The sequence below is a fragment of the bacterium genome, assembly GCA_026708015.1.
In the GTDB taxonomy this organism is placed as follows: Bacteria; Actinomycetota; Acidimicrobiia; order Acidimicrobiales; family Bin134; genus Poriferisocius.
The window spans coordinates 37,858-56,748 of sequence record JAPOVT010000013.1 but is presented as its reverse complement, the minus strand read 5'-3'; the positions used below and the strand labels follow the sequence as shown (position 1 = coordinate 56,748).

The window sequence follows — 18,891 nt, the reverse complement described above, 5'->3', positions numbered from 1 at the left end:
GCCCCACCCATCTTCGAGGATTAACGCCTCGCGCCCCACAAGTTTTGTTCAGTGCCTCCCATAGACTGATACGCCATGTCTCAGCAGCCTCAACCGAGCGCCATTGTGTACGTCGATGGCTTCAACTTCTATTACGGAGCCCTCAAAGGCAATTCGGATCTGAAGTGGCTCGACTATCGCAAATTGGCCAGTCGTTCGCTGCGGGGGCACCACGTCGATGCTGTCAGGTACTTCACAGCCAGGGTTCAGGATCGGCCTGATGATTCTGGACTAGCTCAGCGGCAGGATGTTTACATTCGTGCCCTCAAAGAGCATGCCGGAGTCGAAATCCACCTGGGTCAATTCAAGCACAGGGAGAAGAATCTGCCCCTTGCCCGCGAACATCGGAAGGGGAAGATCAAGATGGCTCGCGTGATACACACGGAGGAGAAGGGATCAGACGTCTCTCTGGGCGCGCATCTAGTGCGGGATGCCTGCCACAAGAGCATGGAAGTCGCGTTGGTCTTGTCGAACGACAGCGATCTCCAGACTCCGGTCACGATGGCCGAAAAGGAGGGAATAGTTGTCATCACGGTCAACCCCCACAAACAGACCCAGCAGCCGCGACGCTTGTTGAGCGGTGACAAGCGGACATTGAACCGGAAGCTGCTTGAGCGCTGCCAGCTCCCCGACCCGGTGACTACCCGGGCAGGCAAACTGATCCACAAGCCCAAAGAATGGAAGGCCTAGCGCGCAAAAGTCCGCCGAAGCGGACTCCTGCTGGGCCTAGCCCCTTGACAGAGAACTAGGTGGTTCGCCTTCATTTTAGGGACTCAGAAGGATTTTTCAAGCCATTCTGTGCGCAACTTCGCCCTGGCGCCACTGGCCGAGTTGTGCTTCATCGAGCAGGCCTGGCAGCGGCGAGGGGTCGGCCACCGATCAACGGTCTTCCCCGCTGCCGCCAATCTCCTCAGCGAAGAGGAATTCGCCGTGGATGGTGGGGCCGGCTCCCGAAGACTCGGTCAGTGCCTCGATGTCAACGGGTGCTGGCTGGCCCGCGGAGCCTTCGAGCCGTTGGAAGATAGAGCGTCCGCCCCCTGCGGGGGATCGCAGCAGGCTGTCTCGACGTTGCTGGGGTGTCGCGAGGCCTAGGGCGCTGACTACTTGTTCTATTTGGGTGAGGCGCTCTTCGTTTCGGGCGCTCATTCGCGCACCGCTAGCCCATAAATGCACGGAACGCTGGCTCACGCCAAACAGTCGTCGGAATTGGTCCCATGTCAGACCACTGTTCTCCTTGATTCGTCGAACCCGCGACACAGTGGCTGGTTGCGGGTGAGGGTCGGTCCCGATGCCCTTGATGGGAGTGCTCTGCGACGAAGTCGACAGATCGGCTGCGACTCGGGCCACCAACTCATTCCAGGAGCCGCCGAAGGTCAAGCCAGCCAGACAAGCCAAATAGGTCGCCTCGTAGGCTGGTTCTTGCTGCGAGCTTTCGGCTTCCCAAAGGAGTGCGACTTCCGCCGCGCTATCTCCCAGTTCGGGGGATTGGTCAGCGGGCCAAGGATCGCTGACAAGCACGCGAATCACGCTCAGGGCAAATGGGTTTTCCTCATGGCTATGGGCGTCAGGCTCGGCCGCAGCCGGTACGAGAGCGGTGCTCACAGAGCCGCTCCATGGGCTCTCAAGAACTCGTCCGAAACCGCCCATCGGAAGAAACCGTAGACGATGCTGGCGTATTTCTCTGCTTCTTCCGCGCACAAGGCAGCTTCGAATGGGGCTGTCACAGCCGTGTATGCATCCAAGTCGAGAATCCAGCTGGGCCCGTCGACGGGCTCGATCGATGGATCATGGGTGCTGTTCGGCGGGAGGTGCCCCCAGCGGCCGAGCAGGCTGACTCGGTCTACAGAGAATTCGGCGTGGGTCATCTCACTTGTTGTTTGTCCCCCGCTGAGCCCAGCACTGCCCAGACCGAGCATCTCGGGGCGGATGAAGCCTCCGAGCCGCTCCAGTTTGGCGGGATCGGCGAGCCGGTCCATGTACCTTACGCCTACCCTATTGGTGAGCACGGGCCGGATGTGCTTGGCCACAGCGGCGAGCGCGTTGCTCAGCCTGTCCATGAAATCAGGCCGGTTGGTGTAGTCGCTACAGTCCAGCGAGACGAAACTGTCGGACAGAGTTAACTGCCAGTTACCGTCCGCGTCGGAAAACCGCCACAGCACGGACGCGTCGGTCGTCAGCGCACCCTGCACTCCCAACGCCACCTGCTGTTGCTGCTCCATCTTGACCAGGGGATAGTCGCCTCGAATCGCTTCTTGGAAAGGTGCAATAAAGCGTGCCTCCCTTGTGCTGAGAACAGGCGCGAACCGAACCTGCGCGACAACTCTGACCAGCGGATCTGGGTCAAGCAGGATGCGCGCGGGTGCCGCGCCAAACGGTGTGTCGGGGGCCTTCGACCAGGTAGCCATACTTCACTATATACTTCATAATGACAATAACGTCATCCCCCCTTGTTTGGGATACGGATCTTGCAAGGTGCTGGACAGTCTGAGGGTTGCTCCACCCGGTGGTTTTGGAGGTAGTCCCAGTCGATTCCTTGGGAGGCTGGGCCTTCAGGATGCCGAAGCGGAAGGCAGCGGAACTGCCGTTGAGGGCTTACTCGTCGGTTCCGTCGCCGTACTGCCCGTAAGCAAGTCCTCTCACAGGCGGTTCTTGGGCAATCAGGCCGCCGAGCTCGGCCAAGTGAGCGGCATCCCAGCCGAGCGCATCGGCAACCGCCTCGTCCCACTGACGGCGCACGTCGCAGTAGCCTTCACGGAACTGTGGCACTTCCACATGGCGGGTCGACTCCCAACAGGCCGCCAGTGTCTCGCGGATACGCTCGTCTTCGAGGTCGGGGATCGGGAGGTCGCGCCAGACGGCGGGGTTGTAGAACGGGAATCTCAGTGTCTTTCCCGGACACCGCAGGATCAGCAAACGTCCTGGTGTGGAGTTCAAGAACACGGCAGTTGCCTTCGATTCCTCTGGGTCGAGGCCTGTGACGGGCATCCAGCCCTGTCCGACATAGCGCTCGTCAGAGGCGACCGCGGTGAGGCGGGCCGTCGAAAGCTGATGACCCATTGAGACCAGCAGATGCCCAGCCTTTTCTAAAATTGGGGGTTTACCTGGCTTCTTCCACTCCCAATATGCGTCGGGCACCGCCTCGATCCGCTGCTGGCCGTCTGCCCCTTTGGATTGCAGCACAGGGAAAGTTTCGAATTCGCCAGTGTCCTGCTTGCTGTAGTCGTCGCGCATTGCTTGTCCTGTCGCGTGTACCGCTACGTCATCGCTTCTGGACGACGTCCCGTCCTGCGGTAGTTGGCGTTTAGCGGTTGAAGCGTGGTGTGAACCATCACGTTGCCCTGTCTCACTTGCTCTTCGCTCTGCGGTATTGGGCGCTGAGCAACGGGTTGGTTTTGTGGACGGTTCGTCTCTCTCTCTCTCTCTCTCTCTGCAACGCTGCCAGGTCATCGGAATCGGCGAATTCCGCGGCCGCTGATGCGAGAACAGGTGAGCGCAGCACAGCAGCGGTCCAGTCGCCGGCGGTGACCCTCTCGGCAGGCCAGTATGAGATTTCGCCCCATCCGTCGGGCAGTCTTCCCGCATCGGCTGACCGCAGGAGGGTGTGCAGTGTCTCGGTTTCCTGCTCATTGGTGGGGAATCGGTCCAACGGATGATCCGTGACGGGTGTTGGGAACCCTCGTAGCGGGTGAACACAAAGATGCTCTCGTTTATCTCCGTGTTCTGAGACAGGTTTCCGTCACGGGTGGCGAAGTTCGTCAAGATGGTGTGGACATGGAACCTCTCTGCCATCCATAAGCGCATCACCTCTGCTGACGCTGCCGTTGCGATTACCATTGGAGCGATCATCACGATGACCCCTGCGCCGTCCTTGGCCAGGCAATATCCGGCCAATGTTTCAAACATTGGCTGGATGGAGTTCTTATCAAGAACTCCATCCAGCGAAAGATCGGCATTGACCAGCATTCCTTCAAGAGCGTCCATTCTGCTGCGCAGCGCCCTCTGGTCATCCTGATCAAACTTCTCGCCTGCTTTGGACCGATTTGTGAATGGCGGATTCATAATGACGATGCGAGCATTCGCGGCTGCTGCTGCCGCGTCGTCCATTTCGGGGCCTTCAAGTGTTGTCTCGGCTCCAGTCTTGATGGTGACAGATTCGGCTGCATCGTCAAAAAGCCGCCCCGAGTCGATGATCTCGCTTCTGGCCAACAGTTCGAGGGTGCCTGCGGCGGATCCACCACCGGGTTGCGGCCCGTAGGGCATCAGGTGGAGGCCCATCTTTCGGTATTTCACGTCGGCGTTGCCCGACATGAGCTGGGTGGCCGCCAGTTGGAGGGACACGGGGTTCACGTCGAGGCCTTTGAGCACCTCTTCGACTGCGACTTTCTGCAAGTTGGCTGACCGTTCGTCGTCAGCGCAGTGAAGTCTTGCTCGGCGCTTCATCTCGGCCATCACAGCAGCGAGCAGTGTGCCCGATCCGCACGCCAAGTCAACGGTCTTGTGGGCACGCCAGACATCGCTGTCAGACCAGTCCAAATCGTTGTCAGGGTCAACGGCATCCAATGCCAGCCACGCTGCTATGTCCGCTGCTACAGGGCGGGTAAAAAACGCGCCATCAGATGACTGGTCTCCCATGACCTCATTGAACAGCGCCCCGGCGTGGTCTGTGCCCATATCGGCGTAGGTCTCGGCGATCATCTCCGCCTCGCCCGCTATGTGTCGAAGGGCGCGGCGAAACCCGCCGAGCATCCCCGTCCTCTTCGCTGCTGTCAGGGCTTCCACCGCTGGTTCGATAACAGGCAGGAAGTCCTGCCTGGTGATGGCTTGCCACGAGTCGCGGAACATCTCGTCCGGCTCGGGTGCTGCCTTGACATCTGCGAGGGCTTCTATCCCCCTGTGTCCGAGCCATCCGCCAGAGTGGATTCTCTGATGCAGCATCGCCGCGTTCATCCACAGCAAGGCGGCGATGGTCGCGCCATCAGCCCTCGGCTTGTTCTGTTTGGGTGCCGACAACTGGTCGAGCCCGAAGTGGGCGTTCAGCGCCACCGACAGCTCGGACTCTTCGTGGATGTACCTGGCCGCCTCATTCACTGTGCCTCTGAGCAGGTTCAAGTCGCGTTGGACCTTGTTGCCCGTCAGACCCGACTTCTCCAGCAGGTTCATGGCGATGGCGCCGCCCATCTGCTCCGACAAGTCGAGCAGCACCCCTTGGATGTGCTCTTCGAACACGGCCTTCTTCTGGGCTTCTTGCTCTTTGCGCTGTCGCTCGCGTTCAGCGGGATTCGGGACTGGTCTGCCGCGTTCGCCGTTCGCCATTTTGCCTGCTCGCCGCTTGGTCTGCCTCTCGTTGACATCTCCAATCTCTTGGCTGGGTTTCGGCTTGTGGCGTACCACTGCGTCCTCGCGTGTCTCTGTGCTGCCGTCGGGACGCTCGACGTGGACGATCATCGCAGTCGGCTGATCTTTGAGCTCTGACCACAGTGCCTTGGCGAAGGGCTCGGCGTCGTCGAAGTCGAGCAGCGGGCGATCTTGCTTCACCGCGGCGCGGGCGATGTCTTCGGCATCGTCTCTGCTGCCCTTCACGACGGCATATGAGAGGTTCCTTTGGCTGGGTCTGCCCACTGCCACGACTGTTCGCATCTCCAACGGCGGCGGCTGGTTAGAGGGCAATGAGATGGTCAGCATCTCGGGCAGCGAGTCCTCGATCCGCTTGTCGTGGGCGCGAAGCGCCTGGAGTATGTCGCCGAGTTCTCGCCAGCCCTCGTGCCTGTCGCTGGTGGCGAGATGCCGCTCAGCGTCCACGCCCGGGGGGATGACCACGGGGACCACGATGTAGCCGAGGTCTTTGCCCTGAGCGCGGCGCATTGCCCGCCCGACTGCTTGAACCACGTCGATGGAGGATTTGCGCGGTTCCAGGAAGGCTACGGCCGACAGCGACGGGGAGTCGGTGCCCTCGCCGAATATCCCGACGTTGAGAACGGCATGCGGATTATCGGAGGTGGCTTTGGCCAGGTGGCGTTTAGCCTCGTCGCGCCCAGCAACAGGCGTAGACGCGTCAAGATGCTCCAACTTGAAATCGGAAATTGATTCCCCCACCTCGGCGGCGATCCATTCCTTCACCGCATCGGATTGCAGAACATCGGTCATGGCTTTGCTGCGGGCGATGGTGTTCAGGAACCCGATGCACGACTTGATCGGAACGTAGCTTCCGTCCTTTGATACGGCTCCCCCTCCCATCGCCAACGCGAAAGCCATTCCCTTGAGATAATCGCCAGTGGTAGGGAGCATCTCCCCACGCCTGGATCGCGACTGAGGCTTCCCCCCGGTCGCTGCCGCTTCCGCTTGGCGCGCTGCCTCCTCGTCAGCTTGGCGGACCAGCAGGTTGGCGAGGTCGATTGCCGCCTGGTCACCGATGCCCATGGCGATGATCCGATAGTCCGACAGCCACCCGTTGCTGACGGCATCTACGTAGGAGCGGCGGTAAAGCTCCACCCCGAAAACAGACTGGTCGTCCATATGTCTGACCACAAAGTCATGCTTGTCAGAGCGGCCTGCTGTCTCAGCCAGGGCGCTGTCGCCGTAGATGCGCGGGGTAGCTGTCTGATAGACGCGGTAGGTCGCAGGGAATGCGTCGCGGTCGTGGCAAAGAGTGAAGTCGCTCAGCATCACATCAGCGGCAGTGCTGCGCTTGCGGCGTCGCACTCCCGCAGTGCGGTGGGCTTCGTCGCAGATCAGCACCTTGAAGGCATCAGCCGCGTCGGCCTGCTTGATGCCATCCGACACTCGCCTGGCCGACTGGTAAGTGCCGAAAATGATGCTCACCATCTCGCTAGCGGGACCTGTGCGCCTTTCTCTTATCCAGTCGGCGATTTCGGACGGATCGGTCGTGACGGGGCAGCCCTTCAGCGTTTCAACAGTCTCCAAACCCCTGTCCAGGGTGGCGTCATCGGCGTTGGCCACCTTCTCCTCATCAGCCGCGACGCCCTGGTCAGAGCAAACCGCCATTGACCTCAGCGAAAGCTCGGCGTGCTCTAGGAATTCGCGGCGTATCTGCGCCACAAGCGCTATCGACGGGCACAGCACCACAGACAATTCGCCCTGGTAGGTCAATTTTTCGACGATCCGCAGAGCAATCCTCGTCTTCCCAGCACCACAGGGCAGGACGATGCGCCCTCGGGCCTCGCCTCTTGGGATACCCACCTCTTCGGCCTGCTCATTGTCTCTCAGCCGCTCCACAGCCAAGTCAACGGCTTCCCGCTGCATATCAGAACGCGTCTGTGAGAATGGCTCACCATCATCAGCAGGCTTGCGCCCAGTCCCAGCGCTGCCACTAGGGGATTGGTCGAACTCTGATGCCGCATCCAGCGCTGCCCTTTGCCTCTCAACGGCTTGGGCAACGTTCACCAACTTGACAGGGGTGCCCGACATGGCGACCTTGCCAGGTGAGTGCCCGCTGATAGGGACGTTTCCGTTGACCGCCAGCCACCGTTCGGCCCAAATGTCCTTGTCCGCCGCTGCGGACAGAAACTTGTTCATTTCCCGCGAGAGAATCGGGGCACCCTCACCCATCTCGTCAAGCTGTCGGGCCTTCGCCTGGATCGCCACCCACTTCCCGTCATCGCGTCGGCGGGCCACAAGGTCAATACCGACGTCGACGGACGGCGTGCCTTCGGGCATCACTTCGTCTCTATCGGGCCATTCCGACCAGCGCCAGCAGTCACCGATATTCCAGTCGCGGATGTGCGGAGCCACTTCAGCGGTCAGAACTTCAAGCCATACTCCGTCAGTCTGCTCATAGGCATGCGATTCGAGCTTGGATACCGCTCCATCAAGAACAGCACTGGCATCGCCGGTCATCTCGCTCGCCATCATGGAAGCGAGATGGCTTCTACGCCCAGGCCCCGCGCTCCCGCTAACCCATCCCCCCAAGCGAACACGATGGCAACACTACCAGCGGACGGGACAACCGCTTCCTAGTCAACCGCAGACGAGGCGTACCTGATCTGTGTTCGGAGAGCTATCCCCAGAGCTCGTTGGTCCAGCAGGCGGCTAGCGCCTCCCGTTCAGGGCCGGAGGATTGCCTCTAGCGCGGCCCGAAGCACGGCCTCGGTCTCGGCGATGGTGCATCGGCGATGGCGGCGCAGGTAGTCGATGGTGTCGAACTGGAAAAGGACGTCGCCGGCGGATAGAACGGCCTGACGATCGGATGTCTTCACGGCACCCAACTCGGGAGCGAACTGGAGTTGGAACTGGTCGCGGAGGTCGTCGCGGGCTACGGCCAGCCAGTCGCGAACCCGGGGGTGGTTGGGAGCATTGTGTACCGCAGCCCGATACACCGAGCCGGCTCTCTCATAGAGTCGGAGCCGCATGGCCGCGAAGTCGTCAATACGGCGGTCGAGCGGTCCTTGGCCGATCTTGTGGAGGTGGCCAGCGTCCCTCATGAGCTCGCGATGGCGATGGATGGCGGATTCGACGAGCTCGCCGGGATCGGCGAAGTATCGGTAGAGGGATCGCAGGGAAAGTCCAGACCGCTTGGAGACCTGCTCGATGGTCGGGAAGAGCGACTCCTCGCCAAACATTTCGAGGACGGTGTCGAGAGCGGCGTTGATGTTGCGCTCTCGGCGGGCGACCCGCCCGTCGACGGATGCGTCGGTGCGGTCCACGTCGGTCATCGCGGTTTGACGGTAGCAGTCACTTGAGCGTCTCAGTCGTCGCTGACTGGGCCCCAGACCTCGAGATGGTGCACCCGCTCGACCCGTCGAATGGTCCGAAGGTCGAGCAGGGCCTCGACGCCCGTGTCGCGGAAGAGTTGGCGAACCCGAGCCTGATCGGAGGGTTCGGCGGTGGCCAGATCGTCATGAAGGCGTTGGAGCAGCCAGAAGCGGTAGGGCTGGACGACGGTGGTGATGCGCGTCCCCCGCCACTCGAAAACGGCCTCGCCAATGTTGCGGCTGGCCGGGTTGTCTTTGCCGTTGGTGCCGGTAACCAAGTCGGGCCGTTCGGCTAGCCACTGGTTGGCGTGTTCGTAGTGGGCCGCGATCTCGGGCAGCCATTCATCGGCCACATGGCGCATCATCGATTTCAGCGTCTCGGGGACGTCGTTGTCGGAAATCATGTCGGTTTCGGCGTCGTACTCGTGGGCGTAGGGCTCGCTGGTGGCCATGCGCTCGACCCACCGCCCCACCCGGGGCGCGTGAGCCTTGATCAGCGACTGCGGCACCGGATCGCGGAACAGATGGGCCCACATGGCGGCTATTAGTCCGAAATCGCCGATGGTGGGTTGTCCGCCGAGCAGGTAGGGATGGTGGGCGAGGTGGGTGTTGAAGAGATCGAGCCATTGGTGGAAGGCCTGCTCGATTAGTGGAGCGGTCTCTGGGGTGGCTCCGAACTTCACCGTCGCCTTGCGCATGCGCCCGCTGTTGTGCAGGAATACTCTCTCCTCCTCCTCCGGCGAGGCGGCCGGTGGCGCCACGAGGGCGAATTCCGACCGCAGATAGTCCAGGTTCTCGCGGTCGAAGTTCCACCGGTAGTGCATGGCCGGCCGCATCAGCCCTTCCCCTCCGAAGTTCTCGAACAGGTGGCTGATGGCCAGGAGCACAGGCGATTCGGGGTACACCGACATCCGGCGCAACGGCTGGCCGTCGCCCTTCTCGAAGTGGTCGATGATGTCGGCGCCGTCCTGAATGATCCGCCCGTCGGGCGTTTCCATGACCGGTATGATCCACCGGCCCACCGTTGGCACGATGTAGTTCAGATAGCGGTCGCTGCCTGGTGAGACCTCGACGAAGTCGATTCCCTGCTTGCGCAGGTAGGAGCGCGCCTTGCCGGTGAAGAGCGACACCGGGGCGCCATAGAGCGTATAAGGACTGGTCATGTCGGAACCCCCAGCCAGGTCAACAGGGCTTGTGTGTACTGGTCGGGCAGGTCTTCTTGAAGGAAGTGGCCACCGCCGTTGAGAATCGTGTGGGGCTGGCCGGCGGCTCCGGGAATCCGAGCAGTGATCGGCTTCCAGCCGTCGGGGGCCACCGCGTCGAGGTCGCTGAATATGGTGAGCACCGGTCGGTCGAACCGCTCCAGCACCTTCCACGCCTCGTAGTTGGTGGGATACATGGGGTTGTCGGGGCGGGTGGGCAGCAGCTGGGTGAAGGCCCGGCTCCCCACGGTGAGTTCCTGGTCGGGATAGGGCGCCCGGTAGGCAGACACAAGATCGGCGGTGGGCTCGGTCACCATGACCATGGGAAGCAGGGTCCACGGCTCCCACACCAGGGCTGCTGCCGCGAAGGCCTGGAAGTCGGCCAAGGGGCCGGATGCCTCGATCACCTCGGGGAGCGGTTCATTGATGTTCCGCCAGGGGAGGCCGGTGTTGGAGATGACCATGCGACCGACCCGGTCGGGCTGTTCGGCCGCCAGGCGCATGCCTATGATGCCGCCCCAGTCGTGCAGCACGAACGTGATATCGGCGAGGTCGAGATGATCGAACAGCAGCGACCGCATCCAGTCGATGTGTCGGTCCAGCGTGTAGTCGGCCATCTCCGACGGCTTGTCAGACATGCCCATGCCCACCAGATCGGGAGCGATGGCACGCCAGCCGGCCGAGGCGACCGCATTGATCTGGTGCCGCCAGATAAATGACCACGACGGGTTGCCGTGGAGGAAGACCACCGGCGCGGCGTCGGAGTCGCCGGTGTCGACGAAGTGCACGCGCAGCTCTTGGCCGTTCCCGGAGGGAATCGAGATGTAGCGGCGCTCGATCGGATAGTCGGCCAGGCCATCGGCCGCATCGTCGGGAGTGCGGAGAATGCGCACTAGAACAACACCCGGGTGGGGTCAGTCAGCGACCGGGCCACGTCGTCGAGGAGCGGGTCGGCGATCACTGCGTAGTTGGCCTCGTCGTGGGTGGTCCCGCCGGCCGCCAGCTCTTGGGCCGTTGCCGGGGAGATCAAGTCGAATCGGGCTTCGGCAAAGGTCCGGTGATCGCCGAGGAACCGGTCTTCGACCCAGAACCGGCCGATGCGGGTCGATTCGATCGCCTCGGCCAGATCGGGATTCGAGGCGTCGGCCACAACTTGGAGAAGCAGGAGTTGTTCGGAGTCGGCTCCAGACGCCTGTGGCGGTAACGGGTCGTCTTCTGCCGGGAAGGTCGCCATGACAATGGTGAACTCCATTCCCGCGTCCTTGTGGACGTGAGACTCCTGGAAGTCCTCGCGCATGGTCATCTCGGCTATGGCGGCGCGGTAGGGGTACTGCGCGATGGCGATACGGTCCCACTCGGTATCGTCGCCCAGCAGCTGATGGACCACCGGTGCGACCAGGATGATGCGGGCGCCCACCGCCTTCAGCTGCTCGTGGGGTGCATAGACATCGTCGGCCTCGACGCCGGTGAGCGTGGAGGTCCGGCCATCCCCGTAATCGGCGACGGCTCGGTACTTCATCAGATTGAGCGCCCACATCGGCCCGCCGGGCTCTTCTCGCTCGAACCAGGAGGCCACGTAGGTGTCGTTCAGCGCTCCATACCGGGGCATGGGCGGACCTTATAGTATTGCGCCTTTCACTGGCAATAGTTTGGGGCGACCGTTAGGGTTCCGCTATGGAATTCGAGGTCAACCGCCAGGACTTTCGCGACACCCGGACAGTTGACTCGTCACCGGCCAAACTCACACCGGGGCAGATCCGGCTGGCCGTGGAGAGATTCGCGCTGACCGCAAACAACGTGACCTATGCGGTTGCCGGCGACATGCTCGACTATTGGGGCTTCTTCCCTACGGAGGCACCCTGGGGGCGGATCCCGGCCATGGGGCTGGGCTCGGTGGTCGAATCCGCCCATCCCGACATCGGGACCGGCGGCCGCTTCTTCGGCTTCTATCCCATGTCGACCGAAGTGGTCATCACCGCTGAGCCCAAGGGAGACGCGTTCACCGACGTCGGGGTCCACCGGGCCAACCACGCTGCGGTCTACACCGATTTCAGCGATGTTGCCGCCGACATCATGTTCCGTGATGACCGGGTCGACGAGTTCCTCTTGCTCCGCGGGCTGTTCATGACGTCGTTTCTGGCCGACGATTACCTGGGCGACCACGGGTTCCATGGCGCCTCGCAGACCCTGGTTACCAGTGCTTCATCGAAGACCTCGATCTGTCTGGCCGCGTGTCTGGCTCGACGCGGGCACCGCAGCGTGGGTCTTACGTCGGCCCGCAACCGCGCCTTCGTCGAAGGTCTCGGCCTGTACGACGAGGTGATCGTCTACGAAGAAATCAACCAACTCGACCCCAAGGCCGCTTCGGGGCTGGTTGACATGGCTGGCAGCGACACCGTGCGGTCGGGGGTGCATGCCCACTTCGGCGAGGCTCTTCGCTTCTCCTTGACCGTTGGCGTCACCCACTGGGAGGACACAGCATCGGGTGGGACTGAGTTGCCCGGTCCGTTGCCCAAGTTCTTCTTCGCTCCCGCCCAGATTGCCAAGCGCTCCCAGGAGTGGGGAGCCGCCGAATTGACGAGACGAATTGCCGCCGCGTGGCACGAGCTTCTCAACGACACCGATCGCTGGCTTACCGTCGTCCACCGTTTTGGGCCCCAGGAGACCGCGGCGGTGTATCACGATTTGCTCGAGGGCCGGTCCGACCCCTCGATGGGTTTTGTGGCTTCCATGCTGGGAGGCGCGCTGCGGTGACCTGCCCCATCTTGCTCGACCGTGAAAAGGGCGGCCCGGTCTAGCCATGGACATCGTGGTGATCATGGACGGGCCTGAGACCGCGGCCTAAGCCGCGTCGTCGGGCGAGGCTAGGCGGCGAAGACGGTTCTTGTAGGGGCCATATCGCCAGACGAGATCGTCTCCGTCGCGATAGCGGGTGACCACCAGGCGCTTGCCCCGCAAATAGAGGTTCAGACGACCCTCTTCGAACCGGGCCGCCACTTCGATCTGAACACCGCCGACCCCCTCGTCGCGCACGCCTCCATCAAGGGTGCCGTCGGCGAACATGTCGTGAATAATTCCAGCCGCGGTGATTACCACTCGGTTGCCGGCCTGCTCGTTGCGTTCGATGTGGCCCTTCAGCGGTCCCCGGTACACCTGCCATACGCCGCGAAGGTCAGGGGCACCGTCGGCCAGCGGCTCGTCGCAACCGGCCAGAACCAGCGGCGGCCACTCCCGCCACCGGCCGGGGGGCGTTCGGACAACCGGCAAGTCGACCGCTTTGGTAGAAGTCGACTGGAGATCTGGTGCCAACTCCGGCAGGAGGTAGTGCTCGCTCCCGACCGGGGGCTGGGGTGGGTGACGCCGCACCTGAAGCGGTGCCGCTGCCACTGAACCGAGAGCCTTCACCACATCGCCGATTCGCATCGCCGATCCTCCAAATTAATTGCGCTTAACACTGGCATAAGGTATTGACATCAATACTGGCAAAACTATACTCACATCGGCTGCTCATCATCCGCACCAAATGCGGCCACGGCCGTATATCTGGTGATCCATCCCGATCGCCTTGGAGGTCGAACACCATGTCAAAGCTGGCCCGCCGATGTGCTGTTCTCTTGGTTGCCGCCCTGTTTGCGATGGGGTGCTCTGGATCATCCGAAGGTGAATCCGGCGCGGCTCCGACAGAGCCGGATTCAACTCCGATCTGGCCAGCGGCGCAGAGGCGGTTCTGGGAAGCTCGCCCGAATCAGGCCTGGACTTTGTCGGGGCGTATGAGCGCCGGGGCATCGACTTGCCCATGCTCTTGCCGGAGAACACCCACGTGGTGCCGTCGCTGATGCGGGATTCCTTTGGCTACAGCCTTGCTCCACTCGAACTCGCCGTGGTCCTCGTGCGCGATGTCGATCCAGCCTCGCTGTACCCCGAAAATATCGCCGGAGTCGCCGACTGCCTCGACCGCTTCGAGTCTGCCTCAGGTGAGGTTGTCAACATCGATCAGGCCGATGACGGCCCGGACAACCTGGTTCCCACCCTCTTGGCGTGTCAGGTCATCGATATCTTTGCCGCGGTGGCCCGTGCGGCAGGCCCCGAGCTGACCACCGAGTCATTTGCCGCCGCCGCGGAGGGCTTTGGCCCCATTGAGGTAACCGGATTGGTGGCCAGCTCGCTCGGTGCCGGCAAATTCGACGTCTCTGATGCACCCGCCATGGTCGGGTTCTTCGACCCTGAGGCATTGGTGTTCACCGCCGGAGGCTCCTGACCCCTTTCCGCGTAGAATAAAGGTCTCAGAGTCATGGCTTCAGCGGACCATTTGGACGAAATCGACTCGGCGCTTCGCAACGACATCAGGCGGCTGGGCAACCAACTTGGCGATGCCTTGGTACGCCAGCACGGTCCTGAGTTGCTCGAGCGTGTGGAGCAGGTGCGGACCATGGCCCGGGGCCTGCGGCGCGACGAGGAATCCGGCGCAGCCTTGTCCGAGGTGCTCGACGATGTAGATGTGGTGGAGGCCATCCGCCTGGTTAGGGCATTCACGGTCTACTTTCACCTGGCCAACACCGCCGAGCAGGTCCACCGCATCGAGGATCTCAACGCCGGTGGTCTTGCCGGCAGCCTCCGCTTCGCTGACACGGTGGCCAAGCTCCGGGATCTTGGCATCGACCCGGCTGAGATCGTGGCCGCCACCCGAGGTGCCGATCTCCGCCCGGTGTTCACCGCTCATCCCACCGAGGCCTCCCGCCGGTCGATACTCGACAAGCTCAACGAGATCGCCGTGCTCATTGAACGTCGCAGCGAGGCCGGCAGCGGCCCGGCCGATCGGAACCGGATCGACCGCCGCATCGACGAGCTCATCGACGCCATCTGGCAAACCGATGAGCTGCGCCGAGAGCGGCCCGATCCCGTTGACGAGGCCCGCTCCATCCTCTACTTCCTCACTGAGATCGCGGCTGACGGGGTGCCCGAGCTGTTCGACGACGTCGATGCCGTGCTGCGAAACATCGGTGGGTCGCTGGACGGGCCCCAGGTGCCGGTCCGCTTCGGGTCGTGGGTGGGCGGCGATCGCGATGGCAACCCCAATGTCACCCCCGAGACAACGCTGGAGGTGCTGAACTTTCAGCGGGGACGGGCGCTGCGCCTGCTGGTGGCCGAGGTCGAGGAGTTGTCGTCGGAACTGTCGGTGAGCACCGCCGTCACCGCCATTACCCCTGAATTGCAGGCCCAAATCGAAGCCGACTGCCACGACTTTCCCGACGTGGTATCCCGTTTCAGCAAGTTGAGCGCGGGCGAGCCCTACCGGCAGCGCTGTTCGGTGATTCACCAGCGCCTCTTGGAAGCCGCAGCTCAGCCTCCCGGCCCGAGGGCCTATTGGTCGCCCTCCGACATGGAGGCCGACTTGGCCGCCATGGCCCGATCGCTCGAGGTCAACGGGGGATCGCTGATGGCAAGCGGCCGCTTGGCCCGCGTCTGGCGAATCCTGGCCATGGTCGGGTTCCACCTCGCCACCCTCGACATCCGCGAGAGCGCCGCGGCCCATCACGAGGCCCTGGACGAGCTATTCGCCGAATTGGGAACCGAATACCGCTCCCTGAAGCGCCCCGACCGCACCGCCCTGTTGGCCGCAGAACTGGAAAGCCGCCGCCCCCTGGCCCCTCCCGCGGGGTCGAGTGCCCAGGGCTCGCTGGCTCTGTTCGCTGCCCTGCGCCGAGCTCTCGACCGCCACGGCGACGGGGTGATCGAGAGCTATATCGTCTCCATGACCCAGGGCGTGGACGATGTGCTGGCCCCTGCGGTCCTGGCCCGGGAGGTCGGCCTGGTGGACATACCCGGAGGCGTCGCCCGAATGGGCTTCGTCCCGCTGTTTGAGACCATCGATGATCTCCGAGGAGTCGGGCCCATGCTCCGGGAGCTATTCGCCATTCCTGCCTACCGTCGGCTGGTTCAACTCAGGGGCGCCAGGCAAGAGGTGATGGTCGGATATTCCGACTCCAACAAAGACGGCGGCATAACCACCTCGCAGTGGGAGATCCACAAGGCGCTGCGTGAGATCGCCGAAGTCTCGGCGGAGACCGGCATCCAGGTCGTGGTGTTCCACGGTCGGGGGGGCACGGTAGGGCGAGGCGGCGGCCCAACGAATGCCGCCATCTTGTCGCAACCGGCCGGGGTGGTGGCTGGGGCGATGAAGATCACCGAGCAGGGCGAGGTGATCGCCGACAAGTACGGCCTGCCTGGCTTGGCCCAGCGCAACCTCGACCTGGCTCTTTCAGCCGTGCTGGAGGCCACGCTCGCCCACCGGCGTCCCCGTCACGGCCATGGCGGCGTCGATGCCTGGAACGACGTCATGGACCTGATGTCGGCCCGGGCCTATGAGGCCTATCGCAGCCTGCTCGATACCCCTGGGTTCGCGGAGTATTTCCAGACCTCCACACCGGTGGAAGAACTGGCGGCCATGAACATCGGCTCGCGACCGGCCCGCCGCTCCGGCTCGGCTGAGGGCATCGAGCGCCTCCGGGCCATCCCCTGGGTGTTCGGCTGGACCCAGTCGCGCCAGATCATCCCCGGCTGGTTCGGAGTGGGCACCGCTTTGGAGACGGCCCAGCAAGCCGGCTACGCAGAGCAGATCCAGGAAATGTACGAGGACTGGCAATTCTTCCGCACGTTTGTCTCCAACGTCGAGATGACCCTGGTGAAGACCGATCTCGCTATTGCCCGCCACTACGTCAACCGCCTTGTCGCCCCCGAACTCCACCACTTCTTCGCTGCCATCGCTGATGAGCACGACCTCGCGGTGGCTCACATCGCCAAGCTGACCGGCGGCGATCTGCTCAGCGATCTTCCTGTGCTTAAGCGGACTCTGGCAGTGCGCGACGCCTATCTGGATCCCATCAGCGTCTTGCAGGTAGAGCTCTTGGCCCGATCACGGGCCGGGGTCGATTCCCCCGAAGACGCCCGACGCATTCAGCGAGCCCTGCTGCTCACCGTAAACGGCATAGCCGCCGGCCTCAGAAACACCGGGTAGGGAGTCCCAGCCGCCGAGTCGCCTTGGGGCGAATCCCGGCAATGGGACTGAGTTCGTCGGCCCGCAACCTCGCCTTCGTCGAGGGTCCCGGTCCGATCCCTCGGTGGGCTTTGTGGTCTCCATATCGCAAGACACGCTGCGAAGACATCGCCGCACCTATACCGCAGAGACCGAGGCTGCATAGGCTGCGGCATCCGCCCACAGGCTTGCGATGCCCACCACATCTTGCCCTGGGAACACAACGGACCCACCGACATCACCAACCTGGTGCTGTTGTGCCCCAAGTGCCACACCAAAGTTCACAAACACGGCCACACCATTCGACATGACCCCGAAGCCGGGCGATACCGACTCGATCAGTTCCATCGGCCCAGCCGGGCAGCCCCGGCTCAACCTCCCCACCAACACCATCACCACCGCCATCGAACAGCCGCCTGAGCAGGTCCGGTACGGCCCTCTCACACCTAAAGTCCCGCTGCTACGCCGGGGAGCCAGTCCGAGTCGGCGGCATGAGCGAAGATTGGCGCAACCGGATGATGGGCGAATCTGTCACCGAATCCCAGTAATGTCGTCGCCAGTCGCGGCTCCATACCATGCCGCCCAAGCATCCACCAACGCGCGAGGTGCGGCATGGGATCATTTCCAAGGGAGGCCAATCGCAGGCTCCCATTTGGTGCCTGCGGAGGAGGAATTGTGTCTGCTGTCAATGACGACCGACGAGCCTGGTCGGTCCATATGGGAGACGCGCTCGACGCCTATCCTGTTTGGCCATCCCCCTCGGCCATTGTCTCTGATGGTGCCTACGGGGTTGGTGGGTTCCCCGGCGATCCGCGCACGCCAGAAGATCTGGCCGAATGGTACGCACCCCATGTTGAGGCGTGGTCTAAGCACTCACTGCCGTCGTCGACGCTGTGGTTTTGGAATACCGAGATCGGTTGGGCCACAGTTCATCCGCTCTTGGCCGAATTCGGCTGGGATTATGTCCAAACGATCGTGTGGGACAAGGGGATTGGACACATCGCAGGCAACGTCAACGGGGACACCATCCGTCGCTTTCCGGTGGTAACCGAGGTTTGCGTGTTCTATCGACGCCGTTTGGAATTCCCGACGCCAGATGGCGTGATGACGGCTCGGCAATGGCTGCGGTATGAGTGGCAGCGAGCTGGTTTACCCCTTTATCGAGCAAACGAGGCATGTGGAGTGGCGAATGCCGCCACACGCAAATACCTCACCCAAGACTGGCTCTGGTATTTCCCGCCACCCGAAATGATGGAGCGCCTAGTGTGCTACGCCAATGAGCATGGCATTGCGGCTGGTGCCCCCTACTACTCCCTAGACGGTGTCACTCCGATCACGGCAGGGGAGTGGGCCAGGATGCGAGACCAGTGGAATCACACGCATGGCCTCACAAACGTGTGGTCAGCACCGCCGTTGAACGGGCAGGAGCGCTACAAGGGCAACGGGGTTCGCTCGGCGCCGCGGGTGTACAAGCCAGGCCGCAACGCCGCTGTCCACCTCAATCAGAAGCCACTGGAGTTCATGCACCGAATCATCAAAGCTGCTACCGAGCCCGGCGACGCTGTTTGGGAGCCCTTTGGGGGACTGTGCAGCGCGGTGGTGGCTGCCGTCAAGGCTGGGCGACGCGGCTACGCGGCGGAGACAGTAGACCACTTTGCCGACTTGGCCATTGAGCGTATCAGATCTGCTGAATCCTGACTACGCTCCAAGCTCGATGAACAACCAGTCGGTGCAACAAGGGGAGGTGCCTGCCCCAGAGCCTCCTCAGCTTGACCCGAATGACCCTCGGACCAAATGGATGAATGGGTCTAAGAAATACTAGGAGAGCCCTTGGCTGGCATCCCTGTTGATGCTTGGATCAGCTTTCTGAAGCAACACGAGGCCAAGTAGCAACCAGCGGTGTGACCGA

At 62.6% G+C, this 18,891-nt stretch carries 14 protein-coding genes; 6 read left to right on the top strand and 8 right to left on the bottom strand.

Features of this window, described 5'->3' with window-relative positions:
* Nucleotides 1-75: 75 nt before the first annotated feature.
* Nucleotides 76-729: an NYN domain-containing protein gene (locus tag OXG30_02935; protein MCY4133856.1), complete on the top strand. Its 654-nt coding sequence runs from the start codon at nt 76-78 to the stop codon at nt 727-729.
* A 189-nt stretch (nt 730-918) separates the two neighbouring features.
* Here the strand turns inward: OXG30_02935 and OXG30_02930 are convergent, their stop codons facing one another.
* From OXG30_02930 to OXG30_02900, 7 genes are all read right to left on the bottom strand, one after another.
* Nucleotides 919-1,185 (bottom strand): hypothetical protein, encoded by a 267-nt coding sequence (locus OXG30_02930; protein MCY4133855.1) that lies wholly within the window; start codon nt 1,183-1,185, stop codon nt 919-921.
* Nucleotides 1,186-1,637: 452 nt separating this feature from the next.
* The gene (locus OXG30_02925; protein MCY4133854.1) at nt 1,638-2,444 is read right to left on the bottom strand and encodes a TIGR04255 family protein; all 807 of its coding nucleotides are present in this window, start codon (nt 2,442-2,444) and stop codon (nt 1,638-1,640) included.
* A gap of 187 nt (nt 2,445-2,631) precedes the next feature.
* Nucleotides 2,632-7,908, bottom strand: coding sequence for a DEAD/DEAH box helicase family protein (locus tag OXG30_02920; GenBank protein MCY4133853.1), 5,277 nt, complete (start codon nt 7,906-7,908; stop codon nt 2,632-2,634).
* Between the two features lie 191 nt (nt 7,909-8,099).
* On the bottom strand, nt 8,100-8,708 hold the full coding sequence (locus OXG30_02915; protein MCY4133852.1) for a hypothetical protein: 609 nt from the start codon (nt 8,706-8,708) through the stop codon (nt 8,100-8,102).
* A gap of 32 nt (nt 8,709-8,740) precedes the next feature.
* Complete coding sequence (locus OXG30_02910) at nt 8,741-9,910, bottom strand: glutathione S-transferase C-terminal domain-containing protein (GenBank protein ID MCY4133851.1); 1,170 nt, start codon at nt 9,908-9,910, stop codon at nt 8,741-8,743.
* A complete protein-coding gene (locus OXG30_02905) occupies nt 9,907-10,842 on the bottom strand; it encodes a haloalkane dehalogenase (GenBank protein ID MCY4133850.1) in 936 nt (311 codons plus the stop codon). Before OXG30_02905 ends, OXG30_02910 begins: the two co-directional genes overlap by 4 nt.
* Entirely contained in the window at nt 10,842-11,558 is a 717-nt protein-coding gene (locus OXG30_02900) for a hypothetical protein (GenBank protein MCY4133849.1), read from the bottom strand. The genes OXG30_02905 and OXG30_02900 overlap by 1 nt, the downstream gene beginning before the upstream one ends.
* 65 nt (nt 11,559-11,623) lie before the next feature.
* On the opposite strand from OXG30_02900, the gene OXG30_02895 reads away from it, so the two are divergent.
* A complete protein-coding gene (locus OXG30_02895) occupies nt 11,624-12,703 on the top strand; it encodes a DUF2855 family protein (protein ID MCY4133848.1) in 1,080 nt (359 codons plus the stop codon).
* Nucleotides 12,704-12,790: 87 nt separating this feature from the next.
* On the opposite strand, the gene OXG30_02890 is transcribed toward OXG30_02895, so the two are convergent.
* Nucleotides 12,791-13,372, bottom strand: coding sequence for a hypothetical protein (locus OXG30_02890; GenBank protein MCY4133847.1), 582 nt, complete (start codon nt 13,370-13,372; stop codon nt 12,791-12,793).
* A 373-nt stretch (nt 13,373-13,745) separates the two neighbouring features.
* On the opposite strand from OXG30_02890, the gene OXG30_02885 reads away from it, so the two are divergent.
* From OXG30_02885 to OXG30_02870, 4 genes are all read left to right on the top strand, one after another.
* Nucleotides 13,746-14,207, top strand: a complete 462-nt coding sequence (locus tag OXG30_02885) for a hypothetical protein (protein ID MCY4133846.1) — start codon at nt 13,746-13,748, stop codon at nt 14,205-14,207.
* 33 nt (nt 14,208-14,240) lie between these two features.
* Nucleotides 14,241-16,964 (top strand): phosphoenolpyruvate carboxylase, encoded by a 2,724-nt coding sequence (gene ppc, locus OXG30_02880; GenBank protein ID MCY4133845.1) that lies wholly within the window; start codon nt 14,241-14,243, stop codon nt 16,962-16,964.
* A gap of 225 nt (nt 16,965-17,189) precedes the next feature.
* Nucleotides 17,190-17,402 (top strand): HNH endonuclease, encoded by a 213-nt coding sequence (locus OXG30_02875; protein MCY4133844.1) that lies wholly within the window; start codon nt 17,190-17,192, stop codon nt 17,400-17,402.
* Nucleotides 17,403-17,657: 255 nt separating this feature from the next.
* Nucleotides 17,658-18,680 (top strand): DNA methyltransferase, encoded by a 1,023-nt coding sequence (locus tag OXG30_02870; GenBank protein MCY4133843.1) that lies wholly within the window; start codon nt 17,658-17,660, stop codon nt 18,678-18,680.
* Nucleotides 18,681-18,891: the final 211 nt, after the last annotated feature.

Coding starts and splice junctions, on each gene's coding strand:
- ppc (MCY4133845.1), top strand. CDS start 14,241: ATGGCTTCAGCGGACCATTTGGACGAAATCGACTCGGCGCTTCGCAAC.
- OXG30_02930 (MCY4133855.1), bottom strand. CDS start 1,185: ATGAGCGCCCGAAACGAAGAGCGCCTCACCCAAATAGAACAAGTAGTC.
- OXG30_02910 (MCY4133851.1), bottom strand. CDS start 9,910: ATGACCAGTCCTTATACGCTCTATGGCGCCCCGGTGTCGCTCTTCACC.
- OXG30_02900 (MCY4133849.1), bottom strand. CDS start 11,558: ATGCCCCGGTATGGAGCGCTGAACGACACCTACGTGGCCTCCTGGTTC.
- OXG30_02920 (MCY4133853.1), bottom strand. CDS start 7,908: ATGATGGCGAGCGAGATGACCGGCGATGCCAGTGCTGTTCTTGATGGA.
- OXG30_02890 (MCY4133847.1), bottom strand. CDS start 13,372: ATGCGAATCGGCGATGTGGTGAAGGCTCTCGGTTCAGTGGCAGCGGCA.
- OXG30_02895 (MCY4133848.1), top strand. CDS start 11,624: ATGGAATTCGAGGTCAACCGCCAGGACTTTCGCGACACCCGGACAGTT.
- OXG30_02915 (MCY4133852.1), bottom strand. CDS start 8,708: ATGACCGACGTGGACCGCACCGACGCATCCGTCGACGGGCGGGTCGCC.
- OXG30_02935 (MCY4133856.1), top strand. CDS start 76: ATGTCTCAGCAGCCTCAACCGAGCGCCATTGTGTACGTCGATGGCTTC.
- OXG30_02925 (MCY4133854.1), bottom strand. CDS start 2,444: ATGGCTACCTGGTCGAAGGCCCCCGACACACCGTTTGGCGCGGCACCC.
- OXG30_02885 (MCY4133846.1), top strand. CDS start 13,746: ATGCTCTTGCCGGAGAACACCCACGTGGTGCCGTCGCTGATGCGGGAT.